The sequence below is a fragment of the Lonsdalea quercina subsp. quercina genome (assembly GCF_000688695.1).
Classification (GTDB): Bacteria; Pseudomonadota; Gammaproteobacteria; order Enterobacterales; family Enterobacteriaceae; genus Lonsdalea; species Lonsdalea quercina_D.
This window is the reverse complement of sequence record NZ_JIBQ01000004.1, coordinates 129,533-147,078: the sequence shown is the minus strand read 5'-3', so window position 1 is coordinate 147,078 and position 17,546 is coordinate 129,533. Positions and strand designations below refer to the sequence as shown.

Sequence of the window (17,546 nt, the reverse complement as noted above, 5' to 3'; positions counted from 1 at the left end):
TTTAGCCCTTCATGCCATTTTCTACCACTTTGTCCCACAAATTCCCACGATCCAGAGTTTACGGAGGGGAGGAAAACCTTGTCAAGCAAGTACGGAGGCGGGCAGGCATTATTTTCGGCAACTTTTGGCGGGGGGAAAACTGTTAAAAAAACACCAGTAAAAAATAATGAGTATTAAGGCTGTGATTAATTAAGAGAAATTAACCAGGCCTCATCGAATGCGTGAAAGATATACGCTTTAACTACCTATGCAATATTATTTTCACAGCCACATATCGTTACGTATTTTTTATTTTCGACAAAAGCTAACTTAGTCAACAACCCCTGATTTATCAGTATTTTTTGACAATCTTTTTTGTCAAAAGACTGAAGTCTTAAATCTCCTATACGGTTTTGAATTGTAAAAATTCATTTTCCGCTGAGAAAAACAGAATGTTTTTCATCAAGAATATTTTATCAACGGCGCCTTCAACGCTTTGAAGGAATTTATCCGACGCCAAAAGACTGTTTATATTTACAGTGTAAATGTGTCATGTCTGACTAATAATAATCTGTAGAGTCTGACGCAGAGCGGATTCTATATAAAAGAGAGACGAATAGCGATCCGCACATCTCTCTCTCCGGCGATAAAGACAATTTGTTGTTTTAAATAAGTATTTATCTCTTTCTCGCGATAATAAGATGCCAACGGCAACCCCCCCCTCAACAGTAAAATCATCATCTAAAAAATAATTAAAAATAAAAACTTATCTCTGATAAATGGAATTATTCCAGTATTTTAGGCTGATTAAAAAGCAAAATAACAAAACATAACACCACGGGACTGATGTGTTTCTGTTTTATCTTCGACACACGAGAGCCGACCAGCATGTTCACCCCCTCCTCACGCTCGCGCAGCGCGCTGGCTGACACCTTCGCCATGGTGATTTACTGTTTCGTGACGGGCATGGCGATCGAAATACTGATTTCAGGCATGTCATTCCAGCAGTCGCTCTGCTCCCGCCTGCGCTCTATCCCGCTCAACATCGTGATTGCCTGGCCTTAAGGGATCTACTGCGATCGCATCGTCGGTTTAGCTCAAAATCTGGCGCCCCAATACCGCAGGACCAAAAACGTCGCTGACCTTATTGCTTATGTCAGTTTTCAGTCGCCGGTATATAGGGTTATTTTGCTCATCATTGGCGCCAACGCCTCGCAAATGGTTACGGCCATCAGCAGTAATGCCGTGATATTGATGGTCATGGGCGTGGCCTACGGTTATTTCCTGGAATATTGTCGTCAGCTGTTTCGCGTATCCGTCAGAAGCCGGGAACGCCTCGTTAGCCATTAATTTGCCATTAGGATATGGCGTAGAAAGGTGAAAAACTTTTTTATAAAACGGGACTTTTCTTAGGCGAATACTCAGAAATAACACGCTCTGAGTAAGAATTCGGAGAGAGGCATCCAGATGGCGAGCAATAAATGGTGATGATAACGGCCGGAATAACAGGAATTGCCGGGAAGAGATCGGCCCGGCAATTCCCTATCGCCTTAACGACGACTTAATGAACCCCGGCGATAAAGACTGCGACGAATACGATAAAGTCCCGCCTTGGGTCTACGCGGTTCATCCAAGCTCGCCAGTACCAGTTCCAGCACCCGCTCAGCCACCTCCCGATGACGCTGCGCGACGGATAACACCTGACATTCCAGGAAATCCAGCAGTTCGTTGTCGCCAAACGTGGCGATAGCGAGATTATTCGGTAAACGCCCGCTCTGTTTTAATGTGACGTCCATCACGCCCTGCAATAGAGGGAAAGAGGTCGTGAACAAAGCTTCCGGCATCGGGTTGTGTTGCAAATAGTCCGCGAATATCGCTGCCGCCGCGCTGCGTTCGTAGCTGTTCGCGTAGAGATATTCCACCTGCCGGGGGTCGCTCTCCCAGGCCTGCCGAAAACCTTGTTCGCGCAGGAAACTGACGGATAACTCCGGCAAGGCGCCCAGATAGAGCACCCGTTCAGCCGGAATGTTACGCAGCTCCCGCGCCAGCATTTCGGCATCTTCCATATCCGCACCCACCACGCTGGTGAAGTGCTCGCGATCTAACGCGCGGTCCAACGCGATAATCGGCAGAGGATCTTTAACCCAGCGCTGATAGAAAGGATGTTCCGGGGGCAACGACGTAGACACGATAATGGCATCAACCTGACGCTGCAAAAGATGCTCAATACAACGCATTTCGTTATCGGGCTGATCTTCCGAGCAGGCGATCAGCAGCTGATAGCCACGCTGGCGCGCCTGACGCTCAAGATAGTTAGCAATGCGGGTATAGCTGGTATTTTCCAGATCGGGGATGACNAGGCCGATAGAACGCGTTCGCCCGGCACGCAGCCCGGCAGCCACGGCATTTGGATGATAATTGTGTTCACGAACCACAGCCATGACCTTTTCAACGGTCTTATCGCTCACGCGATACTGTTTCGCCTTTCCGTTGATGACATAACTGGCCGTCGTACGCGAAACCCCCGCAAGACGCGCAATTTCATCCAGTTTCACTGGTAACCCCTTAATAAGTCAGATAATGAAGAATGAATGGAGTGATAGCCATAAACTAACCAGGGATATCCGCTCGATCTAACCGCATAACCTTCCGGACAGCAACTGCTTTTATCACAGTATGATGACACTCATAGACCGTTTGGGCATTGCCATTGCCCTCCGGGAGCCGCGCCGAGTTATAACGGTGAGCAGACTCCCCTTCGGATTAAGTGATGACACGCTTCAGTGCCCGCTGACCACGTGTCCGCCAGCACCTAGAGAACCGTCCTCCTCTCCCTAGATGAAAACAGCCTCGCGGGCTCGAAAAACCTTTCGAACGCGTTTTTTCTTAACATTAACCCTGCCGGTAAATTTTTTTATCCGCATAAACAGCCGTTTTACGGCGGATTTTCGAGGGATAAAAGCCGGGTGATTTCGCCCTCCTCAAAGGAGGACGCATCAACATAATGGCAGTCTTTACGGCAGGCAAATTCCGCGGACTTCACGCTCTTGCATGCGATCGGGGAAATTGCTGCCAAAAGCACTTTTACTACGTTAAAACTCCAAAAGAATCGGCGTTGGTCTGAAAATATCCCATGAGCTTCAGCGAGCTCAGCAAAAAATATTATCGGCGCTTATCCTCTTTTCTGCCCGAAAAAGCGCGATATGGGTGCCTGTATGCCGACATAACCTGCCCAAGGACTCAACTTATCCACCGCGCAACCTGGCTATTTTTAGAACAACTCAAGCCGAATTTGTCGCCGAAATCCGGGTAAAAACCCCCTCGTTGCCGTAAAAATCAAACGTTGACATACCCACAGTATTCAAGTACCAATAATAGAGAAGCAATTTACTAACAAACATTGGAAGACAATCAGCATGTCTCACTTCGCAAAACTACTAGGCCTACTACTAATCGCATCTAACATGCGCGGTATGCCGGTGGGCGAAATTTACAGCTGATTTTCACGCCACACCTTCAAAAAGCCCGCGCCATTGCGCGGGTTTTTTTTTACTCGCCGGGCGTCAGAATTTACAAGACAAAGGAACCAGAGCGATGAGCCAAGAAGTGATTATTTTCGATACCACATTGCGTGATGGTGAGCAGGCGCTGCAGGCCAGTCTGAGCGTTAAGGAAAAGATTCAGATCGCCATGGCATTAGAACGTATGGGGGTCGATGTGATGGAAGTGGGCTTCCCGGTCTCATCGCCTGGTGATTTCGATTCAGTACAGTCCATCGCCCGGCAGATCAAAAACAGCCGCGTCTGTGCACTGGCCCGCTGTGTAGAGAAGGATATCGATGTTGCGGCCGAAGCCCTGAAAGTGGCTGACGCATTCCGTATTCATACCTTTATCGCCACCTCGCCGATGCATATCGCCACCAAGCTGCGCAGTACGCTGGATGACGTGATTGAACGCGCCATCTATATGATCAAACACGCGCGCAACTACACCGACGACGTCGAGTTCTCCTGTGAAGATGCGGGACGGACGCCGATTGACGATCTGAGTCGCGTCGTGGAAGCCGCTATTAATGCCGGCGCCCGCACTATCAACATTCCAGATACCGTCGGCTATACCCTGCCTCATGAATTCGGCAATATCATCGCTTCGCTGTACCAGCGCGTTCCCAATATCGATAAAGCCATTATCTCCGTCCACACCCACGACGATCTGGGTCTGGCGGTCGGCAACGCCATGGCGGCGGTCAACGCGGGCGCCCGTCAGGTCGAAGGAACGCTGAACGGCATCGGCGAACGCGCCGGTAACTGTGCGCTGGAAGAAGTCATCATGGCGATCAAAGTGCGTCAAAAGCTGATGAATCTGCACACCAACATCAACCATCAGGAAATTTATCGCACCAGCCAGATGGTCAGTCAGATCTGCAATATGCCGATTCCGGCCAACAAAGCCGTCGTCGGCGCCAACGCCTTCGCCCACTCTTCCGGCATCCATCAGGACGGCGTGCTGAAGAATCGCGAAAACTACGAAATCATGACGCCGGAATCCATCGGTCTGAAAGAAGNGCAGCTGAACCTGACGTCACGCTCAGGCCGCGCCGCCGTAAAACACCGCATGGAAGAGATGGGCTATAAAGAGTGCGACTACAACCTGGATGATTTGTACTCCGCCTTCCTGAAACTGGCGGACAAGAAAGGCCAAGTGTTTGATTACGACTTGGAAGCGCTGGCGTTCATCAACAATAAACAAGAAGACGCCGCCCTCTACCGCCTGGATTATTTCAGCGTACAATCAGGCTCCAGCGTCATGGCCACAGCGTCGGTCAAACTGGCCTGCGGCGACGAAATCAAATCAGAAGCCGCCACCGGCAACGGCCCGGTCGACGCCGTCTACAAAGCCATCAACCGTATCACCGGTTTCGATATCAATCTGGTGCAGTATCAGCTGTCCGCCAAAGGTCACGGCAAAGAAGCGCTGGGTCAGGTAGACATCGTGGTCGAATATCAGAACCGCCGCTTCCACGGCGTGGGTCTGGCGACGGATATCGTCGAATCCTCCGCGAACGCCATGGTGAACGTATTGAACAATATTCAGCGCGCGCAGATGGTTGAAAAGGAATTACTGCGTTTGCAGCAGCAGAACAACAAACAAAATAGTCAGGAAACAGTGTGATGAACAAAAGTTACCATATCGCCGTACTGCCTGGTGACGGCATCGGTCCGGAAGTCATGGCGCAGGCATATAAAGTGTTGGAAGCCGTACGCCAGCGTTTTGGTTTAAACATAACAACCAGCGAGTACGATATCGGCGGCGCCGCCATCGATCGTCAGGGCACACCGCTGCCGAAAGACACCATCACCGGCTGCGAACAGGCGAGCGCCATTCTGTTCGGTTCCGTGGGCGGTCCGAAATGGGAACATTTGCCCCCGGCAGAGCAGCCTGAGCGCGGCGCGTTGCTGCCGCTGCGTAAACACTTCAGCCTGTTTAGCAACCTGCGTCCGGCTCGTCTGTATCAGGGGCTGGAAGCGTTCTGCCCGCTGCGCGAAGACATCGCGGCGAAAGGTTTCGACATCCTGTGCGTCCGCGAACTGACCGGCGGGATCTATTTCGGCCAGCCGAAAGGCCGCGAAGGCAGCGGTAAAGATGAACGCGCTTTCGATACTGAGGTCTACCACCGTTTCGAAATTGAACGCATCGCACGCATCGCCTTCGAATCCGCACGTAAACGCCGCCATATCGTGACGTCTATCGACAAAGCGAACGTGCTGCAGAGCAGCATCCTGTGGCGCGAGGTCGTTACCGAAATCGCCAAAGATTACCCGGATGTGAAGCTGAATCACATGTACATCGACAACGCCACGATGCAGATGATCAAAGATCCGGCCCAGTTCGACGTGGTGCTGTGCTCCAACATTTTCGGCGACATTCTTTCCGACGAATGCGCCATGATCACCGGCTCGATGGGCATGCTGCCTTCCGCCAGCCTGAACGAATCCGGCTTCGGTCTGTATGAACCCGCAGGCGGTTCCGCGCCTGATATCGCTGGCAAAGACATCGCCAACCCGATTGCACAAATCCTGTCTGCGGCCCTGCTGCTGCGTTACAGCCTGGGNGAAGATGCCGCCGCTTCCGCCATTGAGCAAGCGGTGAATCATGCGCTGGAGGCCGGATACCGCACGGGCGATCTGGCTCGTGACGGTAAAGCCATCGGCACCAGTGAAATGGGCGACGTGATTGCCCGCTATGTCGCGGAAGGGGTGTGATCATGGGTAAAACGTTATATCAGAAATTATTTGATGCGCACGTCGTGTACGAAGCGGAAAACGAAACGCCGCTGCTGTATATCGACCGTCATCTGGTGCATGAAGTAACATCGCCCCAAGCGTTCGACGGCTTGCGCGCCAAGGGCCGCCAGCTGCGTCAGCCCAGCAAAACCTTCGCCACGATGGATCACAACGTCTCCACCCAGACGCGCGATATTAACGCCAGCGGTGAGATGGCCCGCATCCAGATGCAGGAACTGATCAAGAACTGCAAAGCGTTCGGCGTACAGCTGTACGATCTGAACCACCCCTATCAGGGCATCGTTCACGTGATCGGTCCTGAGCAAGGCATGACGCTGCCGGGCATGACCATCGTCTGCGGCGACTCCCACACGGCCACACACGGCGCGTTCGGTTCGCTGGCGTTCGGCATCGGGACTTCTGAAGTTGAACACGTGATGGCGACGCAGACCCTGAAACAGGGCCGCGCGAAAACCATGAAGATTGAAGTCACCGGCGATGCGGCCCCCGGCATCACCGCCAAAGACATCGTATTGGCGATCATCGGTAAAACCGGCAGCGCCGGCGGCACCGGTCATGTGGTCGAGTTCTGCGGCAAGGCCATCGAAGCGCTGAGCATGGAAGGCCGTATGACCCTGTGCAACATGGCGATTGAAATGGGCGCCAAAGCCGGCCTGGTCGCTCCGGATGAAACGACTTTCGCCTACCTGAAAGGGCGCCAGTTCTCGCCAAAGGGCGGCGAATGGGAAGAAGCCGTGGCTTACTGGAAAACGATGAAATCGGACGCGGATGCGCAGTTCGACAGCGTCGTCACGCTGAACGCCGCCGACATCGCGCCGCAGGTCACTTGGGGCACCAACCCCGGTCAGGTGATCGGCGTGAATCAGGCGATTCCGGCACCGGAATCCTTCAACGATCCGGTTGAGCGCGCCTCCGCCGAAAAAGCGTTGAATTACATGGGGCTGAAAGCGGGGATCAAACTGACCGACGTTGCCATCGACAAAGTCTTCATCGGCTCCTGCACTAACTCGCGGATCGAAGATCTGCGCGCCGCCGCCGCTATCGCCAAAGGCCGTAAAGTCGCCGCGGGCGTACAGGCGATGGTCGTTCCCGGCTCAGGCCCGGTAAAAGCGCAGGCGGAAGAGGAAGGTCTGGACAAGATCTTCATCGAGGCCGGCTTTGAATGGCGCCTGCCTGGCTGCTCGATGTGTCTGGCGATGAACAACGACCGTCTGAATCCGGGCGAGCGCTGTGCTTCCACCAGCAACCGCAACTTCGAAGGTCGTCAGGGCCGTGCCGGACGGACTCATCTGGTCAGCCCCGCAATGGCCGCCGCAGCCGCGGTGACCGGTCGTTTCGCCGACATTCGTGAACTGAACTGAGAGGGATAACCCATGACTAAATTTACTCAACATACTGGTCTGGTCGTCCCGCTGGACAACGCCAACGTCGATACCGATGCCATCATTCCCAAGCAGTTTCTGCAGAAGGTGACCCGTACCGGTTTCGGCCAGCACCTGTTCAACGACTGGCGTTTTCTGGATGATGCGGGCCAGCAGCCGAATCCCGAGTTCGTGCTGAACCAGCCTCGTTACAAAGGCGCCAGTATCCTGCTGACCCGTGAAAACTTCGGCTGCGGTTCATCTCGCGAACATGCCCCATGGGCGCTGACCGACTACGGCTTCAGCGTGGTGATTGCGCCGAGCTTCGCCGATATTTTCTACGGCAACGCCTTGAACAACCAGCTGCTGCCGGTTCGACTGAGCGACGCCGACGTCGACGAACTGTTCACCCTGGTGGAAAACAACGAAGGCATCACTTTCACCGTCGACCTGGAAGCTCAGGGTGTGAAAGCGGGCGACAAGAGCTATCCGTTTGAAATCGATAGCTTCCGTCGCCACTGCATGATCAACGGTCTGGATAACATCGGCCTGACGCTGCAACACGAAGCGGCGATTGCCCGCTATGAGGAAACGCAGCCGACATTCCTGCGTTAAGCCTTATCGTATCATCCTGTCCCAGGCCCGCTTAGGCGGGCCTGCTCTTATCCCTCCCGGCGCGGCCCCTGACACCAATACGCCATAAACGCCATCGACTCTCTCGCCACACCTCGCTCGCCTACCAGATAGCGCCGCAAAGCTTTAACCACCGATGATTCGGCCGCTACCCAGCCGAAAAACTGCCCGTGCTGACTCTCCGCCCTTTCCCACAACAGTTCGTCGTCCGGGACTTCCGTTAACGACACGACGGAAGGCATGCTTTGGGCCTGCGGCAAGATAAGCGCATCGCGGACCGCATCCAGCAGCCGCTCGCCGTGTTTTGCCCCGCACTCCTCCCGCGGCAACCAATGAATATCAGCGAAGGTGAAATGGCTGAAGTCCTGACAGTCGGCACGAAGCGGCAATTCGATAAAAGCCTGAACCTGAGGCGGAGACGCCTGACCGGCCAGTTGTTCCAGAATCCCTTTCACGGCGGGAAACGCGGTTTCGTCAGCGATCAGCAACGCCCGGCGGGTCTGTTCAGTGGGCAACCACTCATAGCCGCCTTGGCGGCCCCGCGAGTCGGCGCAGGGCGCCACCATCTGCAGACGATCACCCGGCTCAGCGCGCATCGCCCATGATGACGCCGGGCCTTCCGTGCCGTGAATGACGAACTCCACTTCCACCTCCCCCGCTGCCGCATTCAAACGGCGAAGGGTGTAGGTTCGCGCAATCGGACGTTGGCGTTTCGGCAACGCCAGCAGCTCGGCATACCAATTCGCGACATCCGGCAATTGAGACGGCGTGCCATCGATTGCCGGGAACAGGAGTTTGATGCGCTGATCGGGCGCGCCGGTCGTCATCTCGCGCACCGACTCGCCGCTAAAAACACAGCGCATCATGGACGGGCTCAGCCGCTGTTTACGCGCCAGCGCGACCTCGAAAATCTTGTACTCTTTCGCTCCCGCCATACTCATTCCCCTGGGTTTCCACCGTGTTCGAGCCAGGAATGTTAGCATTCAACTGATAATGAGAACAATTATTGATACAAGCATTTACAGAGTGTGGAAGCCGCCTCGCAAAGTGAGACGAAGAGTGAACATTCAAGCGATTGAAACGGTTCAGAAGGGGGGAAATAACCGAAGAAATGGCATTCGTCACGCAGTAACAAATGCCATTGATTTGATGCGATTAATGCATCAGCGCACCCGCGATGGACACCATCATGGTGGACAGAATAAAAATGGAGAAAAACACCGAAACCAGCGCCAGAACGAAGGCGAACAGACCGGCTCTATTCCAACTATTCTGTACGCGTTTAAACGTTTCGACATCATCATAGTCGGCGTTCTGCCAGGCCCATTCGTTGCCTTTGAAGCCGCACACAAATATCCAGACAATGTTCAACACAGGAATAAAACACAACAGCGGCAGGTAAGTTTTGTTGCCCACTCCCCAAACGATGTTGAACATAAATGCGCCCCAGTTCCATCCTTTTATTTCTCTTGGTACTGCTTTTCCATATTCGGCCATGTGTGAGTTTTCCTTTCAAAATAGGACAAAATATAACGCGACGGACAGTACAACGAGCTCCATTCAAGCTTCAACTATTTTGTATAGACACTATGATCACGCAATTATTTAACTTAATTAACCTTTCGCGGGGTGGGCGCGTCGATGAACAGCTTCGCGGTGTGACAGGAAAATCCGTGGAAAGCGACCAGAAAAAAACAGGCAGAGGCCCAGCGGGCTTCTGCCTGTTTTAGCGTCAGGAAGGCGGAGTGCCTCACTGAAAGCGGCTAACGATTACTCGTTGATGCGAGGATGCTGATCGATCAGCGACTGGCGTTTCTTCTCCAGCTCGGTGATCTGCCCGTTAATATCGTCGATTTTATGCTCGATATTATCGTGATGCTCGCGCAGCAGCTCTTTGGCCTCACTCAGGTCAGAAGCCGCAGGCGTCGCGCCTTTCAGCGGCTTGTTGGCCGTTTCCTTCATGAAGATACCGGTAATCAGACCGATGACGGCAATCACCATCAGGTAGTAGGCGGGCATAAACAGATTGTTGCTGGCTTCAACCAGCCACGCTGTCGCCGTCGGCGTCAGACCTGCAATCAGGATAGAGATGTTAAAGGCGCTGGCCAACGCACTGTAGCGAATGTGAGTCGGGAACATCGCCGGCAACGAAGAGGCCATGACACCGGTAAAGGCGTTCAGAATCACCGCCAATATCAGCAGACCCAGGAAGATCAAGCCGATTGCGCCGCTGTTGATCATCATGAAGCAAGGGATAGCCAGCAGGAACATCGCCACACTACCGATCACGACGAACGGTTTACGTCCGAAGCGGTCGCTGAGCAGCCCCATCACCGGCTGGACAAACAGCATCCCGATCATGATGGCGATGATAATCAGCACACCGTGGTTCTCGGAGTAGTGCAGGTTATGCGACAGGTAGCTCGGCATGTAAGTCAGCAGCATGTAGTAAGTGACGTTGGTGGCAATGACCAGCCCCGTACAAGACAGCAGACTTTTCCAGTGTTTGGTGGCGATCTCTTTGAAAGAGACACGAGGTCCGGTGTTCAAACCGTCGCGGTCGTCTTTTTCCATCTTCTCAACGTGCTGCTGGAACGCCGGTGTTTCTTCCAGCGCATGACGCAGGTAGAGACCGATGATCCCGAGCGGCAACGCCAGGAAGAACGGGATACGCCAGCCCCATTCCAGGAACGCGGCTTCGCCGATGATGGCGGAGATCAGCACCACAACGCCCGCGCCCAGCACAAACCCGGCAATGGAGCCAAAGTCCAGCCAGCTACCCATGAAGCCACGCTTCCGGTCTGGGGAGTATTCGGCGACGAAGATGGATGCGCCGGTATATTCGCCGCCCACGGAGAAGCCCTGGGCCATTTTAGCCAGCAGCAGCAGTATCGGCGCCCAGATCCCAATGGAGTTATAGGACGGTATCAAGCCGATACAGAAGGTACTGACCGACATGATGATAATGGTGATGGCCAATATTTTCTGACGGCCGTATTTGTCGCCCAGGGAGCCGAAGAACAGCCCGCCCAGCGGACGAATCAGGAAGGGAACGGAGAAGGTCGCCAGTGCGGCGATCATCTGGACGCTGGGGTTAGCGCCGGGGAAGAAGACTTGGCCCAATGCATAGGCAACGAAGCCGTACACACCGAAATCAAACCATTCCATGGCATTGCCGAGCGCAGCGGCGGTAATGGCTTTACGTAAACGCGTGTCGTCAATAATGGTGACATCGCCCAGAACGATGGGTCGTGCCTTTTTTCTGCGTAACTTCATAGTGAATTATTTTACCTGTTTTAATGTAATAGACTGAATTGAAACGTCTCACTGAAGGATGGTCACATCAAGATAGTTTTTTATTTCGCTATAACCGATTAACCCAGTTTCATTTACTAGCATGTTACCATAGGTTGAATGTTTATATCGACTTTGACGTTCCTTTACTCACTTCTATAGCCCATATTAGCATAAGATCTTGTCACTTATTTCGGTCCAAAAAAAAGCCGGCGGGATGACCGCCGGCCGGTGAAATCTTCACCATCACTCAGAAAACCGAAACGTCGTCACCATCAAATCCAGTGACGGTATTCCTCATCAGACATATTCTCCGTCTGCCACTGCGTCACCTGCATCAGCAGCGCCAGCCGCTGAGAAGCCGACAACCAGCGCCCCCACGCCGAGTGTCCCAGGGACAGGATATTGCGATAACTCCGATACAATCGTGATAGTGCCATCGTCATGCCCTCCGACCGTTCATTATTTGCGCTTTCGTTGTGACAAAGTATCAACGTAAGATAGGGGAAAATATATTGATGACTTTTGGCTGCGGAGTTCCCCTTTATGTCCTCATCCCGACTGCAACAACAGTTCATCCGGCTCTGGCAACACCTGCAAGGACAGCCTACCGACACCACGTTGCAGGAGCTGACCGGCGTCCTCAACTGCTCGCGGCGGCATATTCGCTCGCTCCTGCGAGCCATGCAGGAAGAGGGTTGGCTGACCTGGGAAGCAGAAGCGGGGCGAGGGAAACGCTCACGGCTTAGCTTCCTCTATACCGGTCTGACGCTGCAGCAACAGCGGGCGGAAGACCTGCTGGAGCAGGATCGGATCGACCAGCTGGTGCAGTTGGTGGGGGACAAATCACAGGTGCGGCAGATGCTGCTCTCCCACATCGGGCGCAGTTTCCGGCAAGGTAAACATCTGCTGCGCATCGCCTACTATCGGCCGATGCGTAATCTGCTGCCCGGCTCGGCGCTGCGACGTTCGGAGACGCATCTGGCCCGCCAGATATTTAGCGGGTTAACCACCATAAATGAGGAAAATGGGGAACTCCTGCCGGATTTAGCCCATCACTGGCAGCAGGTCACACCCCAGCACTGGCGTTTTTACCTGCGCCCGGCGGTTCGTTTTCATCACGGTCGGGAGCTGACGATGGAAGATGTGATCGCGTCTTTGCAACGCATCACCGCCATGCCGCTGTTTTCACATATTTTCGCCATCGAGTCGCCCATTCCGTCCGTGCTGGACGTGCACCTGACGACGCCGGATGTCTGGTTTCCCTGGCTGCTCGGCAGCGTGTCCGCGATGATTTTGCCGCAGGAGTGGAAAACGCTTCCCGACTTCATCCGTCACCCGGTGGGCACCGGCCCTTACGCTGTGCTGCGTAACAGCAACACGCAGTTGAAAATTAACGCCTTCGACGACTATTTCGGATATCGCGCGCTCATCGACGAAGTCAGCGTCTGGGTATTGCCGGACGCGCCGGACGCGCCCTCCTGCTCGCTTCAACTACAAAATGACAACTCGCCGAACAATGAACTGGAGAATCGACTGGAGGAAGGCTGTTACTTTTTGCTATTCGACCGGCGCTCGCCGCTGACCTCGCGCCCGGACATCAGAGACTGGCTGTGTCAGGTTCTGAGTCCTGTCGCCCTGCTCGGACTCGCCGACGAGACTTNCCAGTGCAACTGGTCCCCGGCCTACGGCCTGCTGCCGCGCTGGCACCACGCCCAGCCTCGCCTGACGCAGGACAAACCCGACGATCTCACGCACCTGAACCTCACCTTCTATCATGAGCACGCCGAATATCATGACATCAGCGACATCATCCGTCGGCTGCTGTCGGCCCACGGCGTGACGCTGTCGATCCAACGCATCGACTATGCTGAGTGGTATCAGGGCGCCGAAGCGAGCGATATCTGGCTCGGCAGCGCCAATTTCTATCTACCGCTCGAGTTCTCCCTGTTCGCCCTGCTCTACGAACTGCCGCTGATGCAGCATTGTCTGGATCGGGATCTGGCCGAAGACGCCAGCCAGTGGCGTCGGGGCGTCTGGTCGCTGGCGGACTGGAGCCAAGCGCTCGTGACTCAGCAGCAGATCCACCCGCTTTTTCACCACTGGCTGCAGTTGCAAGGGCAGCGCAGCATGCGCGGGATTCGTATGAATACGCTGGGGTGGTTTGATTTCAAATCCGCCTGGTTCGCGCCGCCGGAAAACTGACGCGCGCTTTGACTCCAGGCACGAAGTCTCTACAATGCGTGAGTTCTCAACGGGGTGCGATAAAGTCCGGCGCTGTCATACCGTCCGCTTTACGCTGAGAAAATACCCGTCGAACCTGATCCGGTTAATACCGGCGAAGGGATTTGGGAGTGCTTTGCCGCTTGCTCAAAGACCTTTGCCACCCTTTTCTCAGGAGTGCAAAGTGTTAAAAAAATTACTGTCCTGCCTGTTGATGCTTTCTGCCCCGGCGTTGGCGAAACCCACGCTAACCGTTTATACCTACGACTCGTTCTCCTCGGAATGGGGCCCCGGTCCTCGCGTTAAAACCGCATTCGAAAAAGAGTGCGACTGCGAGCTGAAATTTGTGGCGCTGGCCGACGGCGTGGCGTTGCTTANCCGTCTGCGGATGGAAGGAAAGCGCACGCAGGCCGATATCGTGCTGGGGCTGGACAATAACCTGCTTCAAGCCGCGGAACACACCGGCCTCTTCAGCCAGCGGACCGTCGATACCGACGCGCTCTCTCTGCCGGGCGGCTGGCATAATGACACTTTCGTGCCCTATGACTACGGCTACTTCGCCTTTATCTATAACCGCGACAAACTGAAAAACCCACCGCGCAGCCTGCATGAACTCGTCGACAGCCCAGAGCCGTGGAAAGTCATTTATCAGGATCCGCGCACCAGCACGCCGGGCCTCGGTCTGCTGCTCTGGATGCAGAAGGTCTATGGCGACGACGCCCCGCAAGCCTGGCAGAAGCTGGCCGCCAAGACGGTCACCGTCACCAAAGGCTGGAGCGAAGCCTATGGGCTGTTTCTAAAGGGCGAAGCCGATCTGGTGCTGAGCTACACCACCTCGCCCGCCTATCACATCATCGAAGAGAAGAAAGAGAACTATGTCGCGGCGCCCTTTAGCGAGGGACACTATCTCCAGGTGGAGGTCGCCGGTCGTCTGGCAAGCAGCCAACAGCCACAGCTGGCCGAGCGCTTCCTGAAGTTCATGGTCAGCCCGGCCTTCCAGCAGCTCATCCCGACCACCAACTGGATGTATCCGGTCATCGACACGCCGCTGCCCGCGGGCTTCCAGCGACTGGACAAACCGGCGACGACGCTGTCATATACGCCGCAGCAAGTCGCCGCGCAGCGTAACGACTGGATTCAGGCATGGCAACGCGCCGTCAGCCGCTAATCCCCGGCTGGCTCTGGCCCGGNGCCGTCGCCGCGCTGCTGCTGGTCGTGGTCGCCGCGCTGGCCTTCGGCGCGCTGTGGCTTCAGGCGCCTCAGAATCCGTGGCGCGCGCTATGGCAGGACGACTATCTGTGGCACGTCATCCGCTTCACGTTTTGGCAGGCGTCGCTCTCGACGCTGCTGTCGACCATCCCGGCGATTTTTCTGGCGCGCGCGCTCTATCGCCGCCGTTTTCCGGGGCATCGCTGGCTGCTTAGACTATACGCCATGACGCTGGTGCTACCGGTTCTGGTGACCGTGTTCGGCCTGCTGAGCGTCTACGGGCGGCACGGATGGCTCTCGCAGTTGACGGCGGCGTTCGGGATGTCTTACTCGTTTTCCCCCTATGGACTCGGCGGCATACTGCTGGCGCACGTTTTCTTCAATCTGCCGCTGGCGACGCGACTGATGCTGCAGGCGCTGGAAGGCATCGCCACCGAACAGCGGCAGGTGGCCGCGCAGCTCGGAATGGGGGAGTGGCAACATTTTCGCATCGTGGAGTGGCCGTGGCTGCGCCGACAGCTTCTGCCTGCAGCCGCGCTGATCTTTATGCTCTGTTTCGCCAGTTTCGCCGTCGTGCTCTCGCTAGGCGGCGGACCCAAAGCCACCACCATCGAGCTGGCGATCTATCAGGCGTTGAGCTTCGACTACGATCCGGCGCGCGCCTCGCTGTTGGCGCTAATCCAGATGGGATGCTGCCTCGGTCTGGTTCTGCTCAGCCAGCGGCTGGCCAAACTGCTGCCGGTCGGGTACAGCCAGCAGACGCGCTGGCGAAATCCTCAGGATACCCGGTTCAACCGCATAACGGACGCGCTGTTGATCGTGGCCGCGCTCGTGCTGCTTCTGCCGCCGCTGCTGGCCGTGGTGACGGACGGACTGAACGCCTCCCTGCCCGTCGTGTTGCGTCAGCCCGCACTGTGGGATGCGCTGTGGACCTCGCTAAAGGTCGCGCTTATCTCCGGCCTGCTGTGCGTATTGCTAACGCTGATGCTGCTGTGGAGCAGCCGGGAACTTAAACTGCGTCGCCGCCCGCTCTCCGCCCAGCTGTTGGATCTCAGCGGCATGCTGATTTTGGCGATGCCCGGCATCGTGCTGGCGAGCGGCTTTTTCCTGCTGCTGAACGGCACCATCGGGCTGCCGACGTCGCCCCTGTGGCTGGTGGCGGCGACGAACGCGCTGATGGCAATCCCCTACGCGCTGAAAGTGCTGGAAAATCCGATGTATGACATCGCCGAGCGTTACAACCTGCTGTGTCAGTCGCTGGATATCCGCGGCTGGCGGCGACTGCAAACCATCGAACTCCGGGCGCTGCGGGCGCCGATCGCTCAGGCGCTGGCGTTTTCCTCGATTCTCTCGCTTGGCGATTTCGGCATCATCGCGCTGTTCGGCAACGAACAGTTCCGGACGCTGCCGTTTTATCTGTACCAGCAAATCGGCGCTTACCGCAGCGCCGACGGCGCCGTGACCGCTCTGCTTTTGCTGCTGCTATGTTTTGTTCTGTTCACCCTGATTGAAAAACGGGCAGGCGATTATGATCGTTCTCGATAAACTGACTTATCTCTACCAGCACCAGCCGATGCAGTTCGATCTGCGCGTGGAAGCCGGTGAACGCGTCGCCGTGCTCGGTCCAAGCGGCGCAGGCAAAAGCTCGCTGCTCAGCCTTATCGCCGGTTTTCTTCTCGCGGATAGCGGCCAGCTTCTGCTGAACGGCGCGGATCACCGCCGGACGCCGCCGGCCAAAAGGCCGGTGTCGATTCTGTTTCAGGAAAACAATCTCTTCCCCCACCTGACGCTGTCGCAGAATATCGCGCTGGGACTGCATCCCGGTCTGAAGCTGACACAGCCGCAGCGCGTAGCGTTGAATCACATCGCTGAACGTGTCGGGTTGACCGCCCTGTTGGATCGGCTCCCGTCGCAGGTGTCGGGCGGCCAGCGGCAACGGGCGGCGCTGGCGCGTTGCCTGCTGCGCCAGCAGCCGATTTTGCTGCTGGATGAGCCGTTCTCCGCGCTCGACCCGGCGTTGCGCGCAGAGATGCTGACGCTGGTCGACGACGTATGCCGCGATCGCCAACTGACGCTGCTGATGGTCTCGCACCACCTTGAGGACGCCGCCCGTATCGCCGATCGCACCGCGCTGGTGGTCGATGGCCGCGTGGCTTACGACGGCTCAACCCGCGACCTGCAACAGGGGCGCGTTGCCGCCGCTCAGATCCTCGGGATCGCCCCCGCTGAACAAAATAAAAACTGATGGCGAACAGGTTTTGACCTTTTCACGGTTGTGGGTTATTGTCTGCCACAGCCCATGTGAATATGGCCTGTCCATGCACATGGTTTAAAAAAACCAATTACAGGATTCTCCGTGAAACACACGTCCTCCACGCTAGCACTATCCAACACCGCACTCGTCGATGCGGTCGTCGTCGTGCGCCTAGTGGTCGTCGTCGTGGTCGGCAACGCGCCGTAACGGGTCCGAATCCAGAAGAGATTCTCAAACCCCGCCGGCGCCAGCCGAGCGGGGTTTGTTCTTTCTGCCCCCCGCTCCCAA

13 protein-coding genes, 1 pseudogene and 1 riboswitch are annotated in these 17,546 nt (G+C 55.7%); of the genes and pseudogenes, 9 read left to right on the top strand and 5 right to left on the bottom strand.

What is annotated here, in order from left to right; translation table 11 throughout:
- Positions 1-867 precede the first annotated feature (867 nt).
- Positions 868-1,329, top strand: a pseudogene (locus SB13_RS03960) (L-alanine exporter AlaE).
- Between the two features lie 200 nt (positions 1,330-1,529).
- Here the strand turns inward: SB13_RS03960 and cra are convergent.
- The gene (cra, locus tag SB13_RS03955) at positions 1,530-2,534 is read right to left on the bottom strand and encodes a catabolite repressor/activator (RefSeq protein WP_026739104.1); all 1,005 of its coding nucleotides are present in this window, start codon (positions 2,532-2,534) and stop codon (positions 1,530-1,532) included.
- Between the two features lie 1,039 nt (positions 2,535-3,573).
- Between cra and leuA the strand changes: the two genes are divergently transcribed.
- The 4 genes from leuA to leuD all read left to right on the top strand — a co-directional run bounded on the left by leuA (position 3,574) and on the right by leuD (position 8,260).
- The gene (gene leuA, locus SB13_RS03950; protein WP_026739103.1) at positions 3,574-5,151 is read left to right on the top strand and encodes a 2-isopropylmalate synthase; all 1,578 of its coding nucleotides are present in this window, start codon (positions 3,574-3,576) and stop codon (positions 5,149-5,151) included.
- Positions 5,151-6,242, top strand: coding sequence for a 3-isopropylmalate dehydrogenase (leuB, locus tag SB13_RS03945; protein ID WP_026739102.1), 1,092 nt, complete (start codon positions 5,151-5,153; stop codon positions 6,240-6,242). The genes leuA and leuB overlap by 1 nt, the downstream gene beginning before the upstream one ends.
- A 2-nt stretch (positions 6,243-6,244) precedes the next feature.
- Positions 6,245-7,645, top strand: a complete 1,401-nt coding sequence (gene leuC, locus SB13_RS03940; protein WP_026739101.1) for a 3-isopropylmalate dehydratase large subunit — start codon at positions 6,245-6,247, stop codon at positions 7,643-7,645.
- Between the two features lie 12 nt (positions 7,646-7,657).
- Complete coding sequence (gene leuD / locus SB13_RS03935; RefSeq protein WP_026739100.1) at positions 7,658-8,260, top strand: 3-isopropylmalate dehydratase small subunit; 603 nt, start codon at positions 7,658-7,660, stop codon at positions 8,258-8,260.
- 47 nt (positions 8,261-8,307) lie between these two features.
- Here the strand turns inward: leuD and SB13_RS03930 are convergent, their stop codons facing one another.
- The 4 genes from SB13_RS03930 to sgrT all read right to left on the bottom strand — a co-directional run bounded on the left by SB13_RS03930 (position 8,308) and on the right by sgrT (position 12,012).
- The gene (locus SB13_RS03930; protein ID WP_026739099.1) at positions 8,308-9,213 is read right to left on the bottom strand and encodes a siderophore-interacting protein; all 906 of its coding nucleotides are present in this window, start codon (positions 9,211-9,213) and stop codon (positions 8,308-8,310) included.
- Between the two features lie 220 nt (positions 9,214-9,433).
- Entirely contained in the window at positions 9,434-9,715 is a 282-nt protein-coding gene (locus SB13_RS03925) for a ribonuclease G (RefSeq protein WP_235202359.1), read from the bottom strand.
- A gap of 333 nt (positions 9,716-10,048) precedes the next feature.
- Positions 10,049-11,554 (bottom strand): glycine betaine/L-proline transporter ProP, encoded by a 1,506-nt coding sequence (gene proP / locus SB13_RS03920; protein ID WP_026739097.1) that lies wholly within the window; start codon positions 11,552-11,554, stop codon positions 10,049-10,051.
- Positions 11,555-11,847: 293 nt separating this feature from the next.
- Entirely contained in the window at positions 11,848-12,012 is a 165-nt protein-coding gene (sgrT, locus tag SB13_RS03915; RefSeq protein WP_026739096.1) for a glucose uptake inhibitor SgrT, read from the bottom strand.
- 106 nt (positions 12,013-12,118) lie between these two features.
- Between sgrT and sgrR the strand changes: the two genes are divergently transcribed.
- The 4 genes from sgrR to thiQ all read left to right on the top strand — a co-directional run bounded on the left by sgrR (position 12,119) and on the right by thiQ (position 17,249).
- Positions 12,119-13,777 (top strand): HTH-type transcriptional regulator SgrR, encoded by a 1,659-nt coding sequence (gene sgrR, locus SB13_RS03910; protein ID WP_026739095.1) that lies wholly within the window; start codon positions 12,119-12,121, stop codon positions 13,775-13,777.
- Between the two features lie 40 nt (positions 13,778-13,817).
- Positions 13,818-13,937, top strand: a riboswitch (TPP riboswitch).
- A gap of 42 nt (positions 13,938-13,979) precedes the next feature.
- Complete coding sequence (gene thiB / locus SB13_RS03905; RefSeq protein ID WP_026739094.1) at positions 13,980-14,963, top strand: thiamine ABC transporter substrate binding subunit; 984 nt, start codon at positions 13,980-13,982, stop codon at positions 14,961-14,963.
- Entirely contained in the window at positions 14,939-16,549 is a 1,611-nt protein-coding gene (gene thiP / locus SB13_RS03900; RefSeq protein ID WP_026739093.1) for a thiamine/thiamine pyrophosphate ABC transporter permease ThiP, read from the top strand. The genes thiB and thiP overlap by 25 nt, the downstream gene beginning before the upstream one ends.
- Complete coding sequence (thiQ, locus tag SB13_RS03895) at positions 16,533-17,249, top strand: thiamine ABC transporter ATP-binding protein ThiQ (protein WP_026739092.1); 717 nt, start codon at positions 16,533-16,535, stop codon at positions 17,247-17,249. The genes thiP and thiQ overlap by 17 nt, the downstream gene beginning before the upstream one ends.
- Positions 17,250-17,546 lie beyond the last annotated feature (297 nt).